The organism is Hyphomicrobium sp. 1Nfss2.1, from assembly GCF_965243865.1.
Lineage (GTDB): Bacteria > Pseudomonadota > Alphaproteobacteria > Rhizobiales > Hyphomicrobiaceae > Hyphomicrobium_A.
This window is the reverse complement of sequence record NZ_OZ251603.1, coordinates 1,355,739-1,369,942: the sequence shown is the minus strand read 5'-3', so window position 1 is coordinate 1,369,942 and position 14,204 is coordinate 1,355,739. Positions and strand designations below refer to the sequence as shown.

The following is a 14,204-nucleotide window of genomic DNA, read 5'->3' as shown; positions in this document are numbered from 1 at the left end:
TCTCCCTGAAGGGAGAGGTCGGACGCGATCGACAGATCGCGGCCGGGTGAGGGGGGTGTAGCTGAGTTGGCGGCTTTAGCCTGCTTTTGCCGCCGGCAGTTGGTCCATTGCGGGCGCAAGACGGATTTCGATCTGCTCGCAAAGATAATGGTAGATGGTGATGTGGAGCTGCTGAATGATCGGCGTGCTCTTGGACGGCACATCTATCAGCACGGTACTCAATGCTGCCATCTTGCCGCCGCCCTCACCGGTAAGGCCGATCGTGTTCATTCCCAATTCGCGCGCCGTTTCGAACGCACGCACGACGTTGGCCGAGTTGCCGGACGTGCTGATGCCGAGCAGCGTGCCACCGCGCTGGCCGTAGGCCTCGACCTGCCGGGCGAAGACGGTCTCGTAGGAATAATCGTTGCTCCAGGCGGTGACGACGGCTGCATTCGATGTGAGGCAGATACAGTTGATCGCCCTGCGTTCGAGCAGGAAGCGGCCGACGAGTTCACCGGCGATGTGCATGGCGTCGGAGGCCGAGCCGCCGTTGCCGCAAAGGAGCAGCGGACGGTGCGCGAGGAGGTCGGTGACGATCGTATCGATCGCGGCATCGACGCGTCCGGCGAGCTGCGGAGCTGCGATGCATCTATCGAGAGCTGCCCGGGATTCCTCGAGGTAGGAGAGAAGCGAGCTCATGACCGAATGCCTCCAAGTATGATGCGCAGCAGCTTCAACGCGCGGCTGCGGGATTGAATATCAGTTTATAGCGCTGCTCTGGCACGGTCACTGCGGCCGCACCGACAAATCACATTTGACGTAATCAAGGATGCCGTCCTCAAGCGAGGTCGGCGGGGCGTTGTAGCCGGCAGAAGCAACTTTCTGCATGTCGGCTTCGGTAAAGTACTGGTAGCGGTCGCGGATCTGAAGCGGCATGTCGATAAACTCGATGTTCGGCGCTCTGTCGACGGCTTTGCCGACCGCGTGCACGAGATCGTGGAAGGTGCGCGCCTTGCCAGTGCCGACGTTGAAGATGCCGGAGATCTGGCGATTGTCGAGCAGCCAGAGGATGATCCGGACGCAGTCCTTGACGTAGACGAAATCGCGCAGCTGGCCGCCGTCCTGGTAGCGCGGATCGTGCGATTTGAAGAGCTGCACGACCTCGCCGGCAACGACCTTCGGATACACCTTGTGAATGACCGAGCGCATGTCGCCTTTATGGCCTTCGTTGGGGCCATAGACGTTGAAGAACTTGAGGCCTGCCCATTGCGGCGGCTTGGGGCGGCCTGCAAGCACGTCCTCGATGAAGCGCTTATCGACGAAGAGCTTGCTCCAGCCGTAAGCGTTCAAGGGTAGAAGCTGGGCCAGCGCTTGCGGTGACTGGTCGTCGACGAAGCCTTGGGCGCCATCGCCGTACGTCGCTGCGGACGATGCATAGATGAGCGGGATGTCATGCGCTGCCGCGAACTGCCAGAGCTTCAATGAAAGCGCGATGTTGTTATGGACGAGCTTGTCGACGTCGGTCTCGGTCGTGGCGCTGATGGCGCCCATGTGAATGATGGCGGTCAGAGCTTTGGCGTTGGCATCAAGCCAGGCGTCGATGTTGTCGGGATGGACGATGTCGTGCAGGCGAGTGCGGCGGATGTTGTGCCACTTGTTGCCATTGCGGAGGCGATCGCAGACCACTACGTCATCGCCGCGGGCGGCCAGCGCATCTGCGATATTGGAGCCGATGAAGCCGGCTCCGCCCGTCACCAAATACATTCTTCAGTCCCCAAAGTTCAGGCGGTGGTTGGTGTAGCGGCCTTCTTGGCGAGCCGCGTCGTCGATTGCTCGGGTATTAGATCCGCCAGAACGACTTTTCCTCCCCACGATTTGACGCGGTCGCCGCCGACCACCTGATCCTCCCGATAGTCCGCTCCCTTAATCAGCACGTCGGGCTTCAGTGCTTCGATCAGCTCCAGGGGGGTGTCTTCCTCGAAGAGGACGACGGCATCGACTTGCTCGATGTGCGACATGACATAAGCGCGCGCGTTCTCGTCCTGGAGCGGCCGGGTGGGGCCTTTGAGGCGGCGTACCGATTCGTCAGAGTTGAGCGCGACGATCAGGCGGTCGCAGGAGGCTTTGGCAGCTTTGAGCAGCGAGATGTGGCCGGGGTGGATCAAGTCGAAGCAGCCGTTGGTGAGGCCGCACTTCAGCCCCTGACGCTTCCAGGCCTCGCGCAGAGGAATGGCCGCATCGAGCGACAGTACGCGGTTTTCGTAGCCGAGGCGTGAGCGCATGGTGGCCGCCTGCAATTCGTGCGGGCTGACCGTTGCGGTGCCTATCTTGGCGACGACAATGCCGGCGGCGGTGTTGGCGAGGTCCATGGCTTCGCCGAAATCGAGACCGGCGGCAAGGGCTGTCGCGATGACAGCCGCAACGGTGTCTCCGGCGCCGGAAACGTCGAAGACGTCTTTGGCTTCCGTCCGGCGGTGAAGCGGGGCAGCTCCGGCTCTGAACAAGCTCATGCCGTGCTCGGAGCGCGTAAGCAGGATCATCGAACCGGTCGCCTCGATGGCGCGATCTGCGGCCTTGGCAGCGTCATCATCGCTTTGACAAGGAAGGCCGGTGGCTGCCGTCAGCTCAGAGCGGTTGGGCTTGATGAGCGTGGCGCCGCGGTAGGCGGAAAGGTCTTTGCGCTTGGGATCGACGATGGTCATCTTGCCGGCCTTTTGGGCCGTCGAGATTATCTCGGCGAGAATGCGGTCAGTCAGCATTCCTTTGTTGTAGTCGGAGATGACGACGACATCGCTCTCGGAAAGTGCTTCGGCGAAGGCATCGAGAATGCGCTCCTCGGCGGCGTCGGTCGGCGGAGTCGTGACTTCCTCGTCAGCCCGGACGATTTGCTGGCTGCCTGCAACGAACCGCGTCTTGATCGTCGTCGGCCGGTCGGTGTCGGGCACGATCTTGAGGTGCTTGATGCCACGCAGGACCTTGGCAAGGCTCACCGCGGTGATATCGTCGCCGCCCAGGCCAATCAGCGTGGCTTGGGCTCCAAGCGCGGTCACGTTGGCGGCGACGTTTGCTGCGCAGCCGGGCGAGTTGGTGGTCGATGTGACCCGCAGTACCGGGACTGGGGCTTCAGGCGAAATGCGGGCAACCTCCCCGTAGACGAAGCGGTCGAGTGCGACATCGCCTACAATGAGGATGCGACAAGCAGCTAGTGTGCGTTCAGAAATCACTCGAACGGGCTCCTGTGCAAAACGCCAAGGTGAGTCCTAATATACCCGCCTCGTAACATATACTCGACGTGTAGAACTCAGCTATCAACGGTCCATCGCCTGTCGCGGTAACTTTGCGGCCTGGTTGGTGGATTTCCGTACGCCGGACGAACAAGATATTTGATGTGAGCAGATTGAAGCGAGAAGGCGACAATCGGCGGCCGGGGGTACGCGTGGCAAGCCTCGATGGCGGCAGGCTGCGGCGCCTATCGGAACGCATAGCCGGCCTCAATGCATCCGGGGCCAGTCCCCTGGAGACAGGGCGGTTTGTGGCCCGGTATGTCTGGACCAAGCTGCCGTTGCTGTGGCAGGGCGCGACGACGAAGCTAAAAAGCGGCCGGGTACGCAGTTCGATCAAGGCGCAGTTGCCGACCGACAAGCCTGTCATCCTCGTGCATACGCTGGGCGGCGGTATCGGCGACAACATCGTCATAGCGCGCTTTCTGCGCGATCTCGGGGCGGCGTGCGGGCCGCTGGAATTCGATGTGGCGTGCAACAGCGCGGGCGCGGCGCGCTGGGTTTTCGAATCCATTCCCGGCTTTCGCGAGTGCCACAGCTCGTTCCTGTTCCGGGAGATTGCGCCACTTTATGCGCTGGCCATCCGCGTCACCCAGGTGGCGGAGGTTTGCGCTTACGACGAGCGGCAACTTGCGCTGCACCCCAAGCTGGCCGGCGTCTGCCGGCGCTTGGAAGCATTCGTCGCTGACAACGCCGGGCTTGTGGCGGAACTGCCTTGCAGCAGCGGCGACTTCGGCCGCCGCGCCGTCTATGCGAACCAGACGCGGAGCTCCTACCTGCACTATCAGGCAGGCATTGCGCACGGCGGCGAAGGGTTCGATCTCAGGTTGGACGGATCAGTGCTCGGACGGCTGGGATTGGCCGGCAAGGACTATGTGACGGCCCACAATGGGTTCGATGCAGCGTTCGTCGTGAGCGGGCAGACCTCGACGAAGACCTATCCACGATTTGATGAAGCCCTGGCTCTGCTCAAGGCGCAAAGGCCCAATCTGACAATCGTGCAGCTGGGGACGCCTGAGACCAGCGTTCTATTGGAAGCAGCAGATATTTCGCTAGTCGGGAAGACTTCCCTGGCGGAGGCGGCCGCGCTGATCGGGGGATCGAGGCTGCACCTGGATGTCGACAGCGGGTTGGCGCACATCGCGTCCGTGATCGGGGCGAGGGCCCTGGTGCTGTTCGGCCCGAGCGATGCGGACTATTTCGGCTACAGCCAGAACCGCAACCTGAGCCCGGCGTTCTGCGGTGGATGCTGGTGGATCAACGAATCCTGGATGGATCGCTGCCCGCGCGGCTTTGCCGAAGCCCGGTGCATGACGTCGCATCAGCCCTCCGACGTGGTCCGGGAGGCCATGGCGATCCTCGATAGCCGCGCAGCGCAAAGCGCACGAAGTGTGTCGCGGGTGACGTCGAGCGCGGATGCGCAGTTGGCGGCTCCAACTTGAAGGTCGTGCTGCAACTTGAAGGTCGTGCTGCGGCGCGGTTGCTAGGCTAGGAAGCGAGCTGCATTGATTTGGAGCTTGGCTTCCACAGAGCGGCAATTTGCACGACGATGTCGGCGGGGTGTTGCTCGGAGAGGCAGCGCGCAGTCTTGAAGCCGCGCGGGCAGACGTCCATCCAGGTTTCGGTCGACCACCAGCATCCGCCGCAGAAGTTCGGCAGGATGTTGATGTTGTCCTCGTACGCGTAATAGTCCGCCGGCGTTGGGCCGAATACGACACAGCAGCGAGTTCCGAAGGCAGAGGCAACGTGAACGAGGCCGCCTTCGTTGTCGATGTGCAGGCTGGCGTGCTGAACGAGGGCGGCTGCTGCGGCAAGGCTGGTCTTGCCGATGAGATTGATATCGGCGTTGGCCAAGGGCTGGCTGGTGGCGTTCCCTATCTGAATGATGGTGAGACCGGGGAAGCGCTCCTTGAGCAAGCGACTGAGTTCGTCGCCGTGAGGATACGTCTTCGTAGAGGCTGTGCCGGTGATGATAAAGCCAGCATCGAAGCCATTGTTGATGGTGACGAAGGGACGGTCGCGCAGGCCGAGCTGGCCGATGATGGCGTCGTCTGTCTTCAGGTCGATCCGAGGTCCGCTGTAAGTGATGCCTGCCATGCCGTGCAGAAACGTCTCGCGAGTCTGATTGTTGAAGACCGCGCGGCGCGCAAAGCTGGCATCGAGATACGGGTGGTGCTCGATGAATGCCTCGATCGGGCGCCTCGCGCGGGTCAGGTTCATGACGACCTGCTGCAGGCGCTTTGCTTTCTGCAGTCGCGCCCAGTCGATCTCGTCGTTGTTGGCAGTGACGAACTGGCTGACGCGCAGCGCGAGGTCGTAGTTGTCCACGACGCTTTGCACGGTGAAGAGGAATTCAGAGTGGCACTTGTTGAAGCCGGGGACCGCGGCGAAAACCCAGTCACCAATCGCGGGGTTCGAGCAGAAGATGTCGAAGCGGGCGGGTTCGATTCCTGCTGCAAGATCACGCAGGAAACGTGCCACGACGAGGTAGTCGCCTATGCCGCCGCTGACGAGCAAGGCGATCGTCGTGCGATCCGTTTCGCTGCTGACCGATTTCAGAATCGAATCGACGCCGGACACGTCTTTCAGCACGGAACGGCGTTGCCGCTCACGCTGCACGCGTGACGAAACGAAGCGCCAGGAGAAGAGTGCGGTGCGCCGAATATCGCGCGTGTGCTGGCCATGCGTGAGGATGCGCCGCACGAGTTCGCGGGACATTCGATATCCGCCCCGGACTATGCGCTTCGCTCTAGCGGATATTTTGGAAATGCCGCGCAAAAGATACCTAGTGATTTTGCTACTGCTGGCCAAAAAGTAGAATCGCGTGACGTGTGAGATCAATCGGCGATCCTGGATGGTGAAGTGTCGCGGTGTGGGTCCGGATAGCCAAGAACGCGTCCTTCCGATGAGTAGATGGTCTGCGTGTGGCAATCGCATTCACGCAGGAGGGAAGTGCTGCTTGGGCGAGTTGGGTGACAGCCAACCGATGCGGCCTTGCGGTATATTTCCTCGCCGGAGCATAGCCTTCAAGCTGTTGAGGCGCATCCATCGGTCAATGTTGGGGATATAGGCGTGCTTACCGGATCTCAGCGGCTGCTCCCTGACCTCGTTATGCACAGCAGCTCCCTTCGGCGGGGCTGGCAATCGGGGTGGTTGACTAGCCGCGAGGCTTGCAAATTCAATGTGATGACTGTGTCGGGCGAAGCTACAATGCGACGGCCGTTCAAGTCTTTAGGGGACTGCGCTGGGAACGGGTTTGCATCGGCGTCCGCATCGGACCATAACCAGCGCGGATTCCGGCGATAGGCGAACCATCCGCGCCGGAGGGTGAACTTGATATACCAACCGGCAGACGGGGACATGCTGCAGGGACTCCGGAAATCTGTTGCGATCGCCTGGTACTTTGCCTGGAGCGATACGCGGGCGCGCTACAAGCGCAGTGTGCTCGGCCCGTTCTGGCTGGTTCTGAGCACGCTGATCGGTGTCGTCGGACTTGGGTTCGTGTGGAGCACCCTGCTGCACACCGACAAGGCGGCCTTCATTCCATCGCTGGCGATCGGACTGGTGGTCTGGAACATGATCACCGGAAGCATCATCGGGGGCTGCACCGTATTCACGAAGCGGGCCTCGATCATCAGGAACATCAAGACGCCTTCGCTGCGTTTGTCGCTCGAGCTGCTGTTCCAGCAGATCATCAATTTCGCGCACAACCTCCTGGTGGTGCTGCTCGTGCTTGTGGTGTTCCAGCAGCCGCTATCGCTGGTCACACTGCTCGTGATCCCCGGATTGCTGCTGGTTTTCATCAATCTGTGGTGGGTGATCCAGTTGCTCGGATTCATCGGGGCGCGGTTCAGGGACATCGATCCGCTGGTTCAGGCGATCATGCCGATCCTGTTCTTCCTCAGTCCCGTTCTCTACCACTCGCATCAACTTGGCCGGACGCAGATCATCATGGCGTTCAATCCGATGGCCTACTGGCTCGACATCGTGCGCGGACCGCTACAGGGTGTGGTGCCCGATGCCCGGATATGGGTGGGGACCATACTCATGGCCATCGTCGGTTGGGCGCTCGCGCTCTGGATGACCAAGGCCAAGGGCGCTCGGTTGCCATTCTGGGTTTAGAACATGGCTGAAATCACGCTTCAGAACGTATCGGTCGAGTACCCGATTTATAACCTGCGCGCGATGTCGCTGCGGAACAACCTGCTGGCGATCAGCACGGGTGGGCGGCTGTCGAAGGAGTCGCGCGGCATCGTCAGCGTCACGGCGCTGGATGGGATATCGCTCAAGCTGAAGGAAGGCGACCGGCTCGGCCTTATCGGTCACAACGGTTCGGGCAAGTCGACTTTGTTGCGCACGCTGGCTGGGATTTATACTCCGACGCGCGGCAGCATCAGCATCGATGGGCGCGTGTCGACGGTGTTCGGGCTCGGCGCGGGGCTCGAGCTAGAGCTGAGTGGCTATGAGAACATCATCCGCATGGCGATGATGCTCGGGGCATCGCGCCGGCAGGCCGAGGCCGTGATCCCGGACATCGAGGAGTTCAGCGAGCTGGGGAACTTCCTGTCGGTTCCGGTGAATACCTATTCGGACGGCATGCGCACGCGACTGTCATTCGGTGTGGCGACGGCTATGCATCCGGAAATCCTGCTCGTGGACGAGGTTTTGGGCGCGGGCGATGCGGAATTTCAGGTGCGCGCGCGCAAGCGTATGGTGAAGTTCATCGAGCGCTCGAGCATCTTTGTGCTCGCCTCGCACTCGCCCGAGCTGATCGAGACTTTCTGTGATCGCACCATCCATCTGGAGCACGGGCGGCTGATCGGCGAGGAGACCGTACGGAGGTCTTCGGCAGCCGCAGCCACTCCGCGCAACCCAGTGCCCTGAGGCACAACCTGGGCGCGGCAAGCATTGCCACACATAGTTGCTCAGGCCGGTGCGGTGCGGCGGGCAAGCTCATAGACGCGCATAACCTCGCTCTCGACGTGGGCTGAGCTGTACTCCGCCTCGACGAGTGAGCGGCTGGCTTCAGCATATCTCCGGCGCATGTCAGCATCGCTCGCGAGCTTGATGATGGCTTCAGCGAGCTTTTGAGGATCGTTCGTCGGCACGAGGATGCCGTTTAGCCCCGTGCGAGCGACGGCGCGCGATCCAGGAACGTCGGTGGCGATCAAAGGCCGTCCGCAGGCGGCTGCCTCGACGAGGCTCATGGGCAGCCCCTCGCCAAGCGAGGCGAGGACAGCAATGTGTGCGTTGCGCCAAACGTCGCGAATATCGGCGACCTGGCCCAGCCACGTGACGCCTGGGCGCTGTGCCCACTCTTCCAGCTCGCTTGTGGGGATGGAATTGTCATTGGCCGGATCGGGCACTCCGGCAAGAACGAGCCTAACGGGATGACCCTGTTGCTGCACGATCTGATAAGCGGCGACGAGAGTGCGTACGCCCTTGTCGATCAGCATGCGCCCGGCGAAGGCGACCGTGACTGGGGGCGGGGGTTCGGGCAGCACGGAGTAGCGCGCGGTATCGATGCCGGAGCCGGGCAGGACGTGGATGCGCTCGCTGTCGACCGATAGAGATGAGAGCACTTTCTTGTCGTCAGGGTTCTCGACGGTGACGATCGAGCGCGGATTGTTGAGGAGCGGGCCGATGAGTAGACCGACGCCTGCGCGTGTCACAAACGTCTTAGCGCTCTTGGCGGTGAAGACGGTGCCGAGGCCGGTCACGGTGTTGATTTGACTTACTGGCAGATTTCGCGCGGCGAGAGCGCCGACCATTGTTGCCTGCAGCGTGACGTGATGGACGATCGTCGGATTGAGCGCCCGGTAGAGCTTGCGCACGGCGCGTGCGGCGCTGACAAATTTTAGCGGGTTGACGCTGCCGCGGTGGATGTCGATCGGGTGCACCTTGAAGCCTTCGGCGACAATGGCATCGCGGAATTTTCCCAGACGTGTGGCGACGTGGACGTCATAGCCCGCCTTCAATGCCGCGCGGGCCATGGTGAGCCGGTGGCCGACGAAATAGGAGTCTTCGTTGACGAGATAGACCAGGCGGGGCGGCGTCATAGGCTCAGTGCTCGGATTGGGGCTCGATGCTCGGATTGGTGTCGCGGTCGGTAGTGCAGTTCCGGTGTCCGGGTATCATTCCCGGGGCGTTGGCGCGACCCCGTTATCGGACTTGACGCTCAGAAGTGCCAGAAAGATGGGAAACCACAGGAACAGATAGTGCGTATTGAAGAACCGCATCGGGTCACTCAGATCAGATCCCATGTAGCCGTTGGCGAAGACGAGGGTCGATGCGACGAAGAATTTGGTCTGTGCGGACGCGATTTGAGTAGCTTGATAGAGCGCGGTCGCCATCAGCGCGATGAAGAGGATCTGCAGCGGCAGGCCATAGTGCAGCGCCATCCCCAAGTACGCGTTGTGGGCATGGGTGACGCCGTGCGTGAAGCGGAATGCATATCCGTTGCCCCAAAGGGGGTGCTGGGCGATCATCTGGGCGGTGGCCTGCCAGACGTCATTGCGTTTGGAGGGGCGGCACGCGAGATCGACGTAAGGGCAAAGGGCTTCCTTGATCGGCACTTCGAGCAGGACGAAGCTGCTAACAAGGCACCAGGCGCCGAATGCAAGCACGATAAGCAGCCAAGGCACCCGGCAGCGAAGAGCAAGCGGCGTGGCGATCAGGGCGACCGACAGCGCGAGGATGGGGCCGCGGCTGCCCGTGAAATAAAGGGCCGCCACTAGCAGTGCCATGGAGCCGAGCAGGGAAAGTATGCCCCATTTGGTGCGATCCTGACTTGGCGCAGCGAATAGAAGCGCGGCGGCGGCGGTGACGCCGGTCGCAATTGCACCCGCGCCCGCAATCGCGTGCGAAGCGCGACCGAAAAACTCCAGGCGCGACTCTTGGCCGAACACCATATGCGCGAGGATCGCCGCCAATGCGCAAAGTGTGGCTGCGCTGACGATCATCCAGAGGATGTGGCTGAAGGGCAGCCGGGTATAGACGTAGAGCGTCAGGCCATAGAGACCGACGAGTAACAGTATGCGTGTGATAGCAGCGCCCGGCGGTGCGCCCGTCACCCCGTATGGCGGCAGAAGAATGCGTAGGCTGATGAATATCAAGAAGACGAGCAGTACGGGATTGAGCGGCGGAATAGTCAGAGAGCCGGCGCGGTGATCGCGCACGATGAGCACCCAGGCGGCGACGAAGGCGATGATCGCTATCGCGTTCGAGGCTGCGCCATTGACGAAGAAGAGAGCGATGAGCAACGCAGAAAGGAGCGCATAAGCGGCATTTCTCGCGTCCCTTTGCGTAGGTCCAGCAGGGTTCGGGTGAAGTATGGTCGTACCGGCCAACTTGGTCGTGCCCCCATGCGATCTAAAGCCAGAGCCTTCAGGCGACTCCTTGCACGCTATCGCGGATAAACTCAGCGGCTAGCGGTTTTCAGTGCTTCTCGTCAGCGTTATGAGCGTTGTGATTCTTGTGCATAACAATTGTAGGTGAGGCTCTACCAAGCGGATGCGCAGACGAAAGGTCGCATAAGTCAATGCTGTGACAATCAGGTGTTGAGCCTCGGGCGATGCTCCTGTTACGCTCGTTCGGCGTCTGAGATTAAATGATAAAATGTTTGGGTTGCGAAGTTTTCGAGCGGCGCCTATTCCCTTTGCCGCGTGGGTGTGGCCGTACCGAAGGTCGCCCCGTTTTCTAGATGGCCTATCGACGTCGGGTCGCGTCCCGGCTCGTTGCTAGCTTCGGGTTGTCATGCACGTCTTTGTAATCAACCTCGCCTCGGCGACCGATCGGTTGGCTTATATGGGCCAGCAGCTCGGTGGTAGGTTCGAACGCATCGAGGCGGTGCGTGGCACCGCAATCCCCGAGCATCTCGCAGGGAACTTCGTCAAATCGGGCGATCTGCTTCCCGGCGAGCTTGGCTGTTACGCAAGCCACCTCGTCGCCGCCGAAACGATCCTCGCTCGCGGCATCCCGTATGCGATCGTTCTCGAAGATGACGTCGATCTCGAGAGCGACGTTCGACTGATCGCGGAAGAGGCGATCGCGAAGATCAAGGGTGAGTGGGACATTCTCAGCCTATCGGGTGCCAAGCAGCACCCGCATTGTCGGCTGGCTCCCCTGGGCGACGGCACGCATAGCCTGGTGCGATACCTGCACTTTCCGAAGACGACCGCCGCCTACGCAATCAGCGCGTCTGGTTGCCGCAAGTTGCTGGCAGAGAGAAAGCGTACGCGGCCAGTAGATGTCGACATCAGGTATGGGTGGGAGATGGGGCTCGAGGGTTATGGCGTCTATCCGGCGCCTGCCTGGCAGGCGAACAGGTTCGAGTCGTCGATCCCTAAGTCGAAAACCCAGCGGTTCTACTGGCGGGCCAATCCTGTCGGGTATCTCGTGGGCCGGACTGCGGGTGTGTGGAAGCTCGGCCCGATAAACCTGCTGCGCGCCTACTTTGAGGAGTTCCGCGAAGGACGCGCGCCGGTTACTCCAGACGCTCGGCGACGTAGTCTGCAATAGCCAGCGACGACGTCAGACCTGGGCTCTCGATGCCGTAGAGGGCGACGAGATGCGGGATGCCGTGGTCGTGCGCGGTGTGGATCGTGAAGTCGGCGGCGGGTTCACCCTCACGGTAGAGCTTGGGGCGGATGCCGACAGTGTCGGGCTGTAGGGCGCCTCCGGGCAGGCCCGGCCAGTAGCGGCGGACCTCGCGCTCGAAGGTGGCGCGCCGCCGGCCTTCATCCTCGACGAATTTGTAGTCGACCTCATTGCACCATTCGATGTCGGGGCCGAAGCGTGTTCGGCCCCCCGTGTCGATGGTGAGGTGGATGCCGAGCCACGCGCCTACCGGCATCGGATAGATGAGCCGCTGGAAGGGGGCCTTGCCGCCGAGGGCAAAATAGTGCCCGCGAGCGGGATAGGTCTGAGGGACTGCGTAGTCGTCGCGATAGCGCAGCATGCGGCCGAGCAGGGTGGCGCCCAAACCGCCTGCGAGAACGAGGTTGCGGCACGATAGGGTGCTGACCTCGCCGCCGCTCAGCACCTGTAGGAGGAAACCATCATCGCGTGCAGCGATGTCATCCACCGACGCGTTGAGGACGATCTCCCCGCCGTTGGTGCTGATGTGGCCGCTGAGCGCTTGCATCAGGTCGTGGCTGTCGATGATGCCGGTGGAGGGCGAGTGGTAGGCAGCAATACATTGAAGCTCGGGCTCCATGGCCTTCGCCTCCTCGCCGGTGAGGCGGCGAAGGTCGGTGACGCCGTTGGCAGCGGCGTTGGCGGCGATGGCTTCCAGCTTCGGCAGCTCAGCTTCGGACGTTGCGACGAGAAGCTTTCCAATACGAGTGTGGGTGACACCGTTCTCGGCGCAAAAGCGATAGAGGGCTTCCTTGCCGGCGACGCATAAGCGCGCCCGCATGCTGCCGGTTGGATAGTAGAGGCCCGCGTGGATGACCTCGGAATTGCGCGAGCTCGTCTCAGAGCCGATGCGCGCGTGCCGCTCCAGGACGATGACTTGTTGGCCTTTGGCGGACAGAGCGCGGGCGATGGCGAGACCGACGACCCCGGCTCCGACAACAACGGTTTCAATGTCGCTCATGCGGCCTCGGGGCGGTCGGCAAGTTAGCTTGGCTTCGATTCGATCTTCACTGAGGTTCTACGAGGCACTCAGGACTTTCCCAACTGCGCGTATCGCTTCGAGTTCGGGAATTTCTCCTGTGTTTGTGTCGCGAAACTGTCACACGCGGAGACGAATTGACGCTGATACTCGTCTGTTTTGGGCGCGCCAGTTGCTGAGTTTGCCTGCGTCGATAGTGTACTTTTTGTGACGATATTGGAAAGGGAGACACCTCTATGAAAGCTATGTCGCGAATTCACGCGGCAGCGTTCATTGCCGGTACTGCTCTTCTTGTTGCGTGCGCAATTTACTTCGATCTGCAGATTTCATTTCCGCGGGGCTAGTGGGGCGCTCGCGCTGACGGGTTAAAGGCACTTCTAAATGTCCGTAGGCCATTCAGCCCGCTTCCTTAGCTGGAAGCAGGAGCAGAGTCATATTGTCTCCGCGGTTATGGTGATCGCGGGGCTGGTACTGATCGCTTGTGCTCCATTCGCCAGCTATGCAGTGCCTTTTCTCACGCAGCTCGATGCGGATGGACACATAAGCAAGCCGTACCTGTTCGCGCGGCCGCTGATCAGCCTTGCGACGGTGCTGATCGGTACCGGGGGGCTGCGTTACGCGTTGATGGCTCGCAGCGACACGACGCTGGAAGCGCAGGTGTTTGCTGATCGCAGATCGCGAATTATCGTCGGCTTAAGCGTTGTCTTCGTGGCGGTGCTGGCATCGGGATACGTTTACGAAGTACTCGGCAGGCCGGTGTACGAAACGTTGTTTGCCGAGGATGGCCCGGCGGAATATCTGACAGCGCTGCTGTGCTTCACCGGTGCGGCGGCCTACATCCTGGCATTGCGCCGCTACATTGCTCGGTCTGACCGGATGGCGATCGTGATCGCAGCCATGCTGCTTGGTCTGACGTTGTCGCTGCTTCTGGGCCTCGAAGAAATAAGCTACGGGCAGCGAATTTTCGGGTGGGCTACGCCGGAAGCGATGGCGGCGAACATCCAGCACGAATCCAACTTGCATAACTTTTTGAGCTATTCGGAGCTCGATGTCATCGAGTGGCTGGGATCGGCCGCCGTGTTCGTTACGTGCTGCATCATCATCTACATCCGGGCGACCAGGAACTGGCTCATGCTGGAGTACGCTCCGCACGCCAATCTGTTGCCATTGGCGGCGGGGGTCGCGGTTTTCGCCAGCTACGGGTGGTTCGGCGAGGTGTTTGAAAACAGCACCGCGCTGTTTTTGATGCTGTACGGGCTGCAGTTGGCGCGGCAGACGGGAGCGGCGCGCGGGGCATAGGGCTCCCGGCATTGATCCCGCAGCGA

At 61.4% G+C, this 14,204-nt stretch carries 12 protein-coding genes; 5 read left to right on the top strand and 7 right to left on the bottom strand.

Annotation, left to right across the window (positions count from 1 at the left end):
• Window positions 1-75: 75 nt before the first annotated feature.
• The 3 genes from ACP15D_RS06780 to rfaE1 all read right to left on the bottom strand — a co-directional run bounded on the left by ACP15D_RS06780 (window position 76) and on the right by rfaE1 (window position 3,206).
• On the bottom strand, window positions 76-681 hold the full coding sequence (locus ACP15D_RS06780) for a D-sedoheptulose-7-phosphate isomerase (RefSeq protein ID WP_424956783.1): 606 nt from the start codon (window positions 679-681) through the stop codon (window positions 76-78).
• Window positions 682-768: 87 nt separating this feature from the next.
• Window positions 769-1,746, bottom strand: a complete 978-nt coding sequence (gene rfaD, locus ACP15D_RS06775; RefSeq protein ID WP_424956782.1) for an ADP-glyceromanno-heptose 6-epimerase — start codon at window positions 1,744-1,746, stop codon at window positions 769-771.
• A 17-nt stretch (window positions 1,747-1,763) separates the two neighbouring features.
• The gene (rfaE1, locus tag ACP15D_RS06770; RefSeq protein ID WP_424956781.1) at window positions 1,764-3,206 is read right to left on the bottom strand and encodes a D-glycero-beta-D-manno-heptose-7-phosphate kinase; all 1,443 of its coding nucleotides are present in this window, start codon (window positions 3,204-3,206) and stop codon (window positions 1,764-1,766) included.
• 212 nt (window positions 3,207-3,418) lie between these two features.
• Here rfaE1 and ACP15D_RS06765 point away from each other — a divergent pair, with 212 nt between their 5' ends.
• The gene (locus ACP15D_RS06765; RefSeq protein WP_424956780.1) at window positions 3,419-4,705 is read left to right on the top strand and encodes a glycosyltransferase family 9 protein; all 1,287 of its coding nucleotides are present in this window, start codon (window positions 3,419-3,421) and stop codon (window positions 4,703-4,705) included.
• 46 nt (window positions 4,706-4,751) lie between these two features.
• On the opposite strand, the gene ACP15D_RS06760 is transcribed toward ACP15D_RS06765, so the two are convergent.
• On the bottom strand, window positions 4,752-5,981 hold the full coding sequence (locus ACP15D_RS06760; protein WP_424956779.1) for a glycosyltransferase family 9 protein: 1,230 nt from the start codon (window positions 5,979-5,981) through the stop codon (window positions 4,752-4,754).
• Between the two features lie 642 nt (window positions 5,982-6,623).
• Between ACP15D_RS06760 and ACP15D_RS06755 the strand changes: the two genes are divergently transcribed.
• Both ACP15D_RS06755 and ACP15D_RS06750 read left to right on the top strand, forming a co-directional pair.
• Window positions 6,624-7,385 carry an ABC transporter permease gene (locus ACP15D_RS06755; RefSeq protein ID WP_083555965.1) on the top strand — a complete coding sequence of 254 codons (762 nt, stop codon included), beginning with the start codon at window positions 6,624-6,626 and terminating at the stop codon, window positions 7,383-7,385.
• A 3-nt stretch (window positions 7,386-7,388) separates the two neighbouring features.
• Window positions 7,389-8,147, top strand: a complete 759-nt coding sequence (locus ACP15D_RS06750; RefSeq protein WP_424956778.1) for an ABC transporter ATP-binding protein — start codon at window positions 7,389-7,391, stop codon at window positions 8,145-8,147.
• Between the two features lie 41 nt (window positions 8,148-8,188).
• Here ACP15D_RS06750 and ACP15D_RS06745 read toward each other — a convergent pair whose 3' ends face one another.
• Both ACP15D_RS06745 and ACP15D_RS06740 read right to left on the bottom strand, forming a co-directional pair.
• Window positions 8,189-9,322, bottom strand: coding sequence for a glycosyltransferase family 4 protein (locus ACP15D_RS06745; protein ID WP_424956777.1), 1,134 nt, complete (start codon window positions 9,320-9,322; stop codon window positions 8,189-8,191).
• Between the two features lie 75 nt (window positions 9,323-9,397).
• Window positions 9,398-10,525 (bottom strand): O-antigen ligase family protein, encoded by a 1,128-nt coding sequence (locus ACP15D_RS06740; protein ID WP_424956776.1) that lies wholly within the window; start codon window positions 10,523-10,525, stop codon window positions 9,398-9,400.
• 493 nt (window positions 10,526-11,018) lie between these two features.
• Between ACP15D_RS06740 and ACP15D_RS06735 the strand changes: the two genes are divergently transcribed.
• Complete coding sequence (locus ACP15D_RS06735; RefSeq protein WP_424956775.1) at window positions 11,019-11,783, top strand: glycosyltransferase family 25 protein; 765 nt, start codon at window positions 11,019-11,021, stop codon at window positions 11,781-11,783.
• On the opposite strand, the gene ACP15D_RS06730 is transcribed toward ACP15D_RS06735, so the two are convergent.
• The gene (locus ACP15D_RS06730) at window positions 11,749-12,861 is read right to left on the bottom strand and encodes an NAD(P)/FAD-dependent oxidoreductase (RefSeq protein WP_424956774.1); all 1,113 of its coding nucleotides are present in this window, start codon (window positions 12,859-12,861) and stop codon (window positions 11,749-11,751) included. The genes ACP15D_RS06735 and ACP15D_RS06730 overlap by 35 nt on opposite strands.
• A gap of 468 nt (window positions 12,862-13,329) precedes the next feature.
• Between ACP15D_RS06730 and ACP15D_RS06725 the strand changes: the two genes are divergently transcribed.
• Complete coding sequence (locus ACP15D_RS06725; protein ID WP_424956773.1) at window positions 13,330-14,178, top strand: hypothetical protein; 849 nt, start codon at window positions 13,330-13,332, stop codon at window positions 14,176-14,178.
• The last annotated feature ends 26 nt before the right edge of the window (window positions 14,179-14,204 follow it).

Excerpts from the sequence above, each read along its gene's own strand:
- ACP15D_RS06780 (WP_424956783.1), bottom strand. The coding sequence starts at position 681 with ATGAGCTCGCTTCTCTCCTACCTCGAGGAATCCCGGGCAGCTCTCGAT.
- rfaD (WP_424956782.1), bottom strand. The coding sequence starts at position 1,746 with ATGTATTTGGTGACGGGCGGAGCCGGCTTCATCGGCTCCAATATCGCA.
- ACP15D_RS06760 (WP_424956779.1), bottom strand. The coding sequence starts at position 5,981 with ATGTCCCGCGAACTCGTGCGGCGCATCCTCACGCATGGCCAGCACACG.
- ACP15D_RS06755 (WP_083555965.1), top strand. The coding sequence starts at position 6,624 with ATGCTGCAGGGACTCCGGAAATCTGTTGCGATCGCCTGGTACTTTGCC.
- ACP15D_RS06750 (WP_424956778.1), top strand. The coding sequence starts at position 7,389 with ATGGCTGAAATCACGCTTCAGAACGTATCGGTCGAGTACCCGATTTAT.
- ACP15D_RS06745 (WP_424956777.1), bottom strand. The coding sequence starts at position 9,322 with ATGACGCCGCCCCGCCTGGTCTATCTCGTCAACGAAGACTCCTATTTC.
- ACP15D_RS06735 (WP_424956775.1), top strand. The coding sequence starts at position 11,019 with ATGCACGTCTTTGTAATCAACCTCGCCTCGGCGACCGATCGGTTGGCT.
- ACP15D_RS06730 (WP_424956774.1), bottom strand. The coding sequence starts at position 12,861 with ATGAGCGACATTGAAACCGTTGTTGTCGGAGCCGGGGTCGTCGGTCTC.
- ACP15D_RS06725 (WP_424956773.1), top strand. The coding sequence starts at position 13,330 with ATGGTGATCGCGGGGCTGGTACTGATCGCTTGTGCTCCATTCGCCAGC.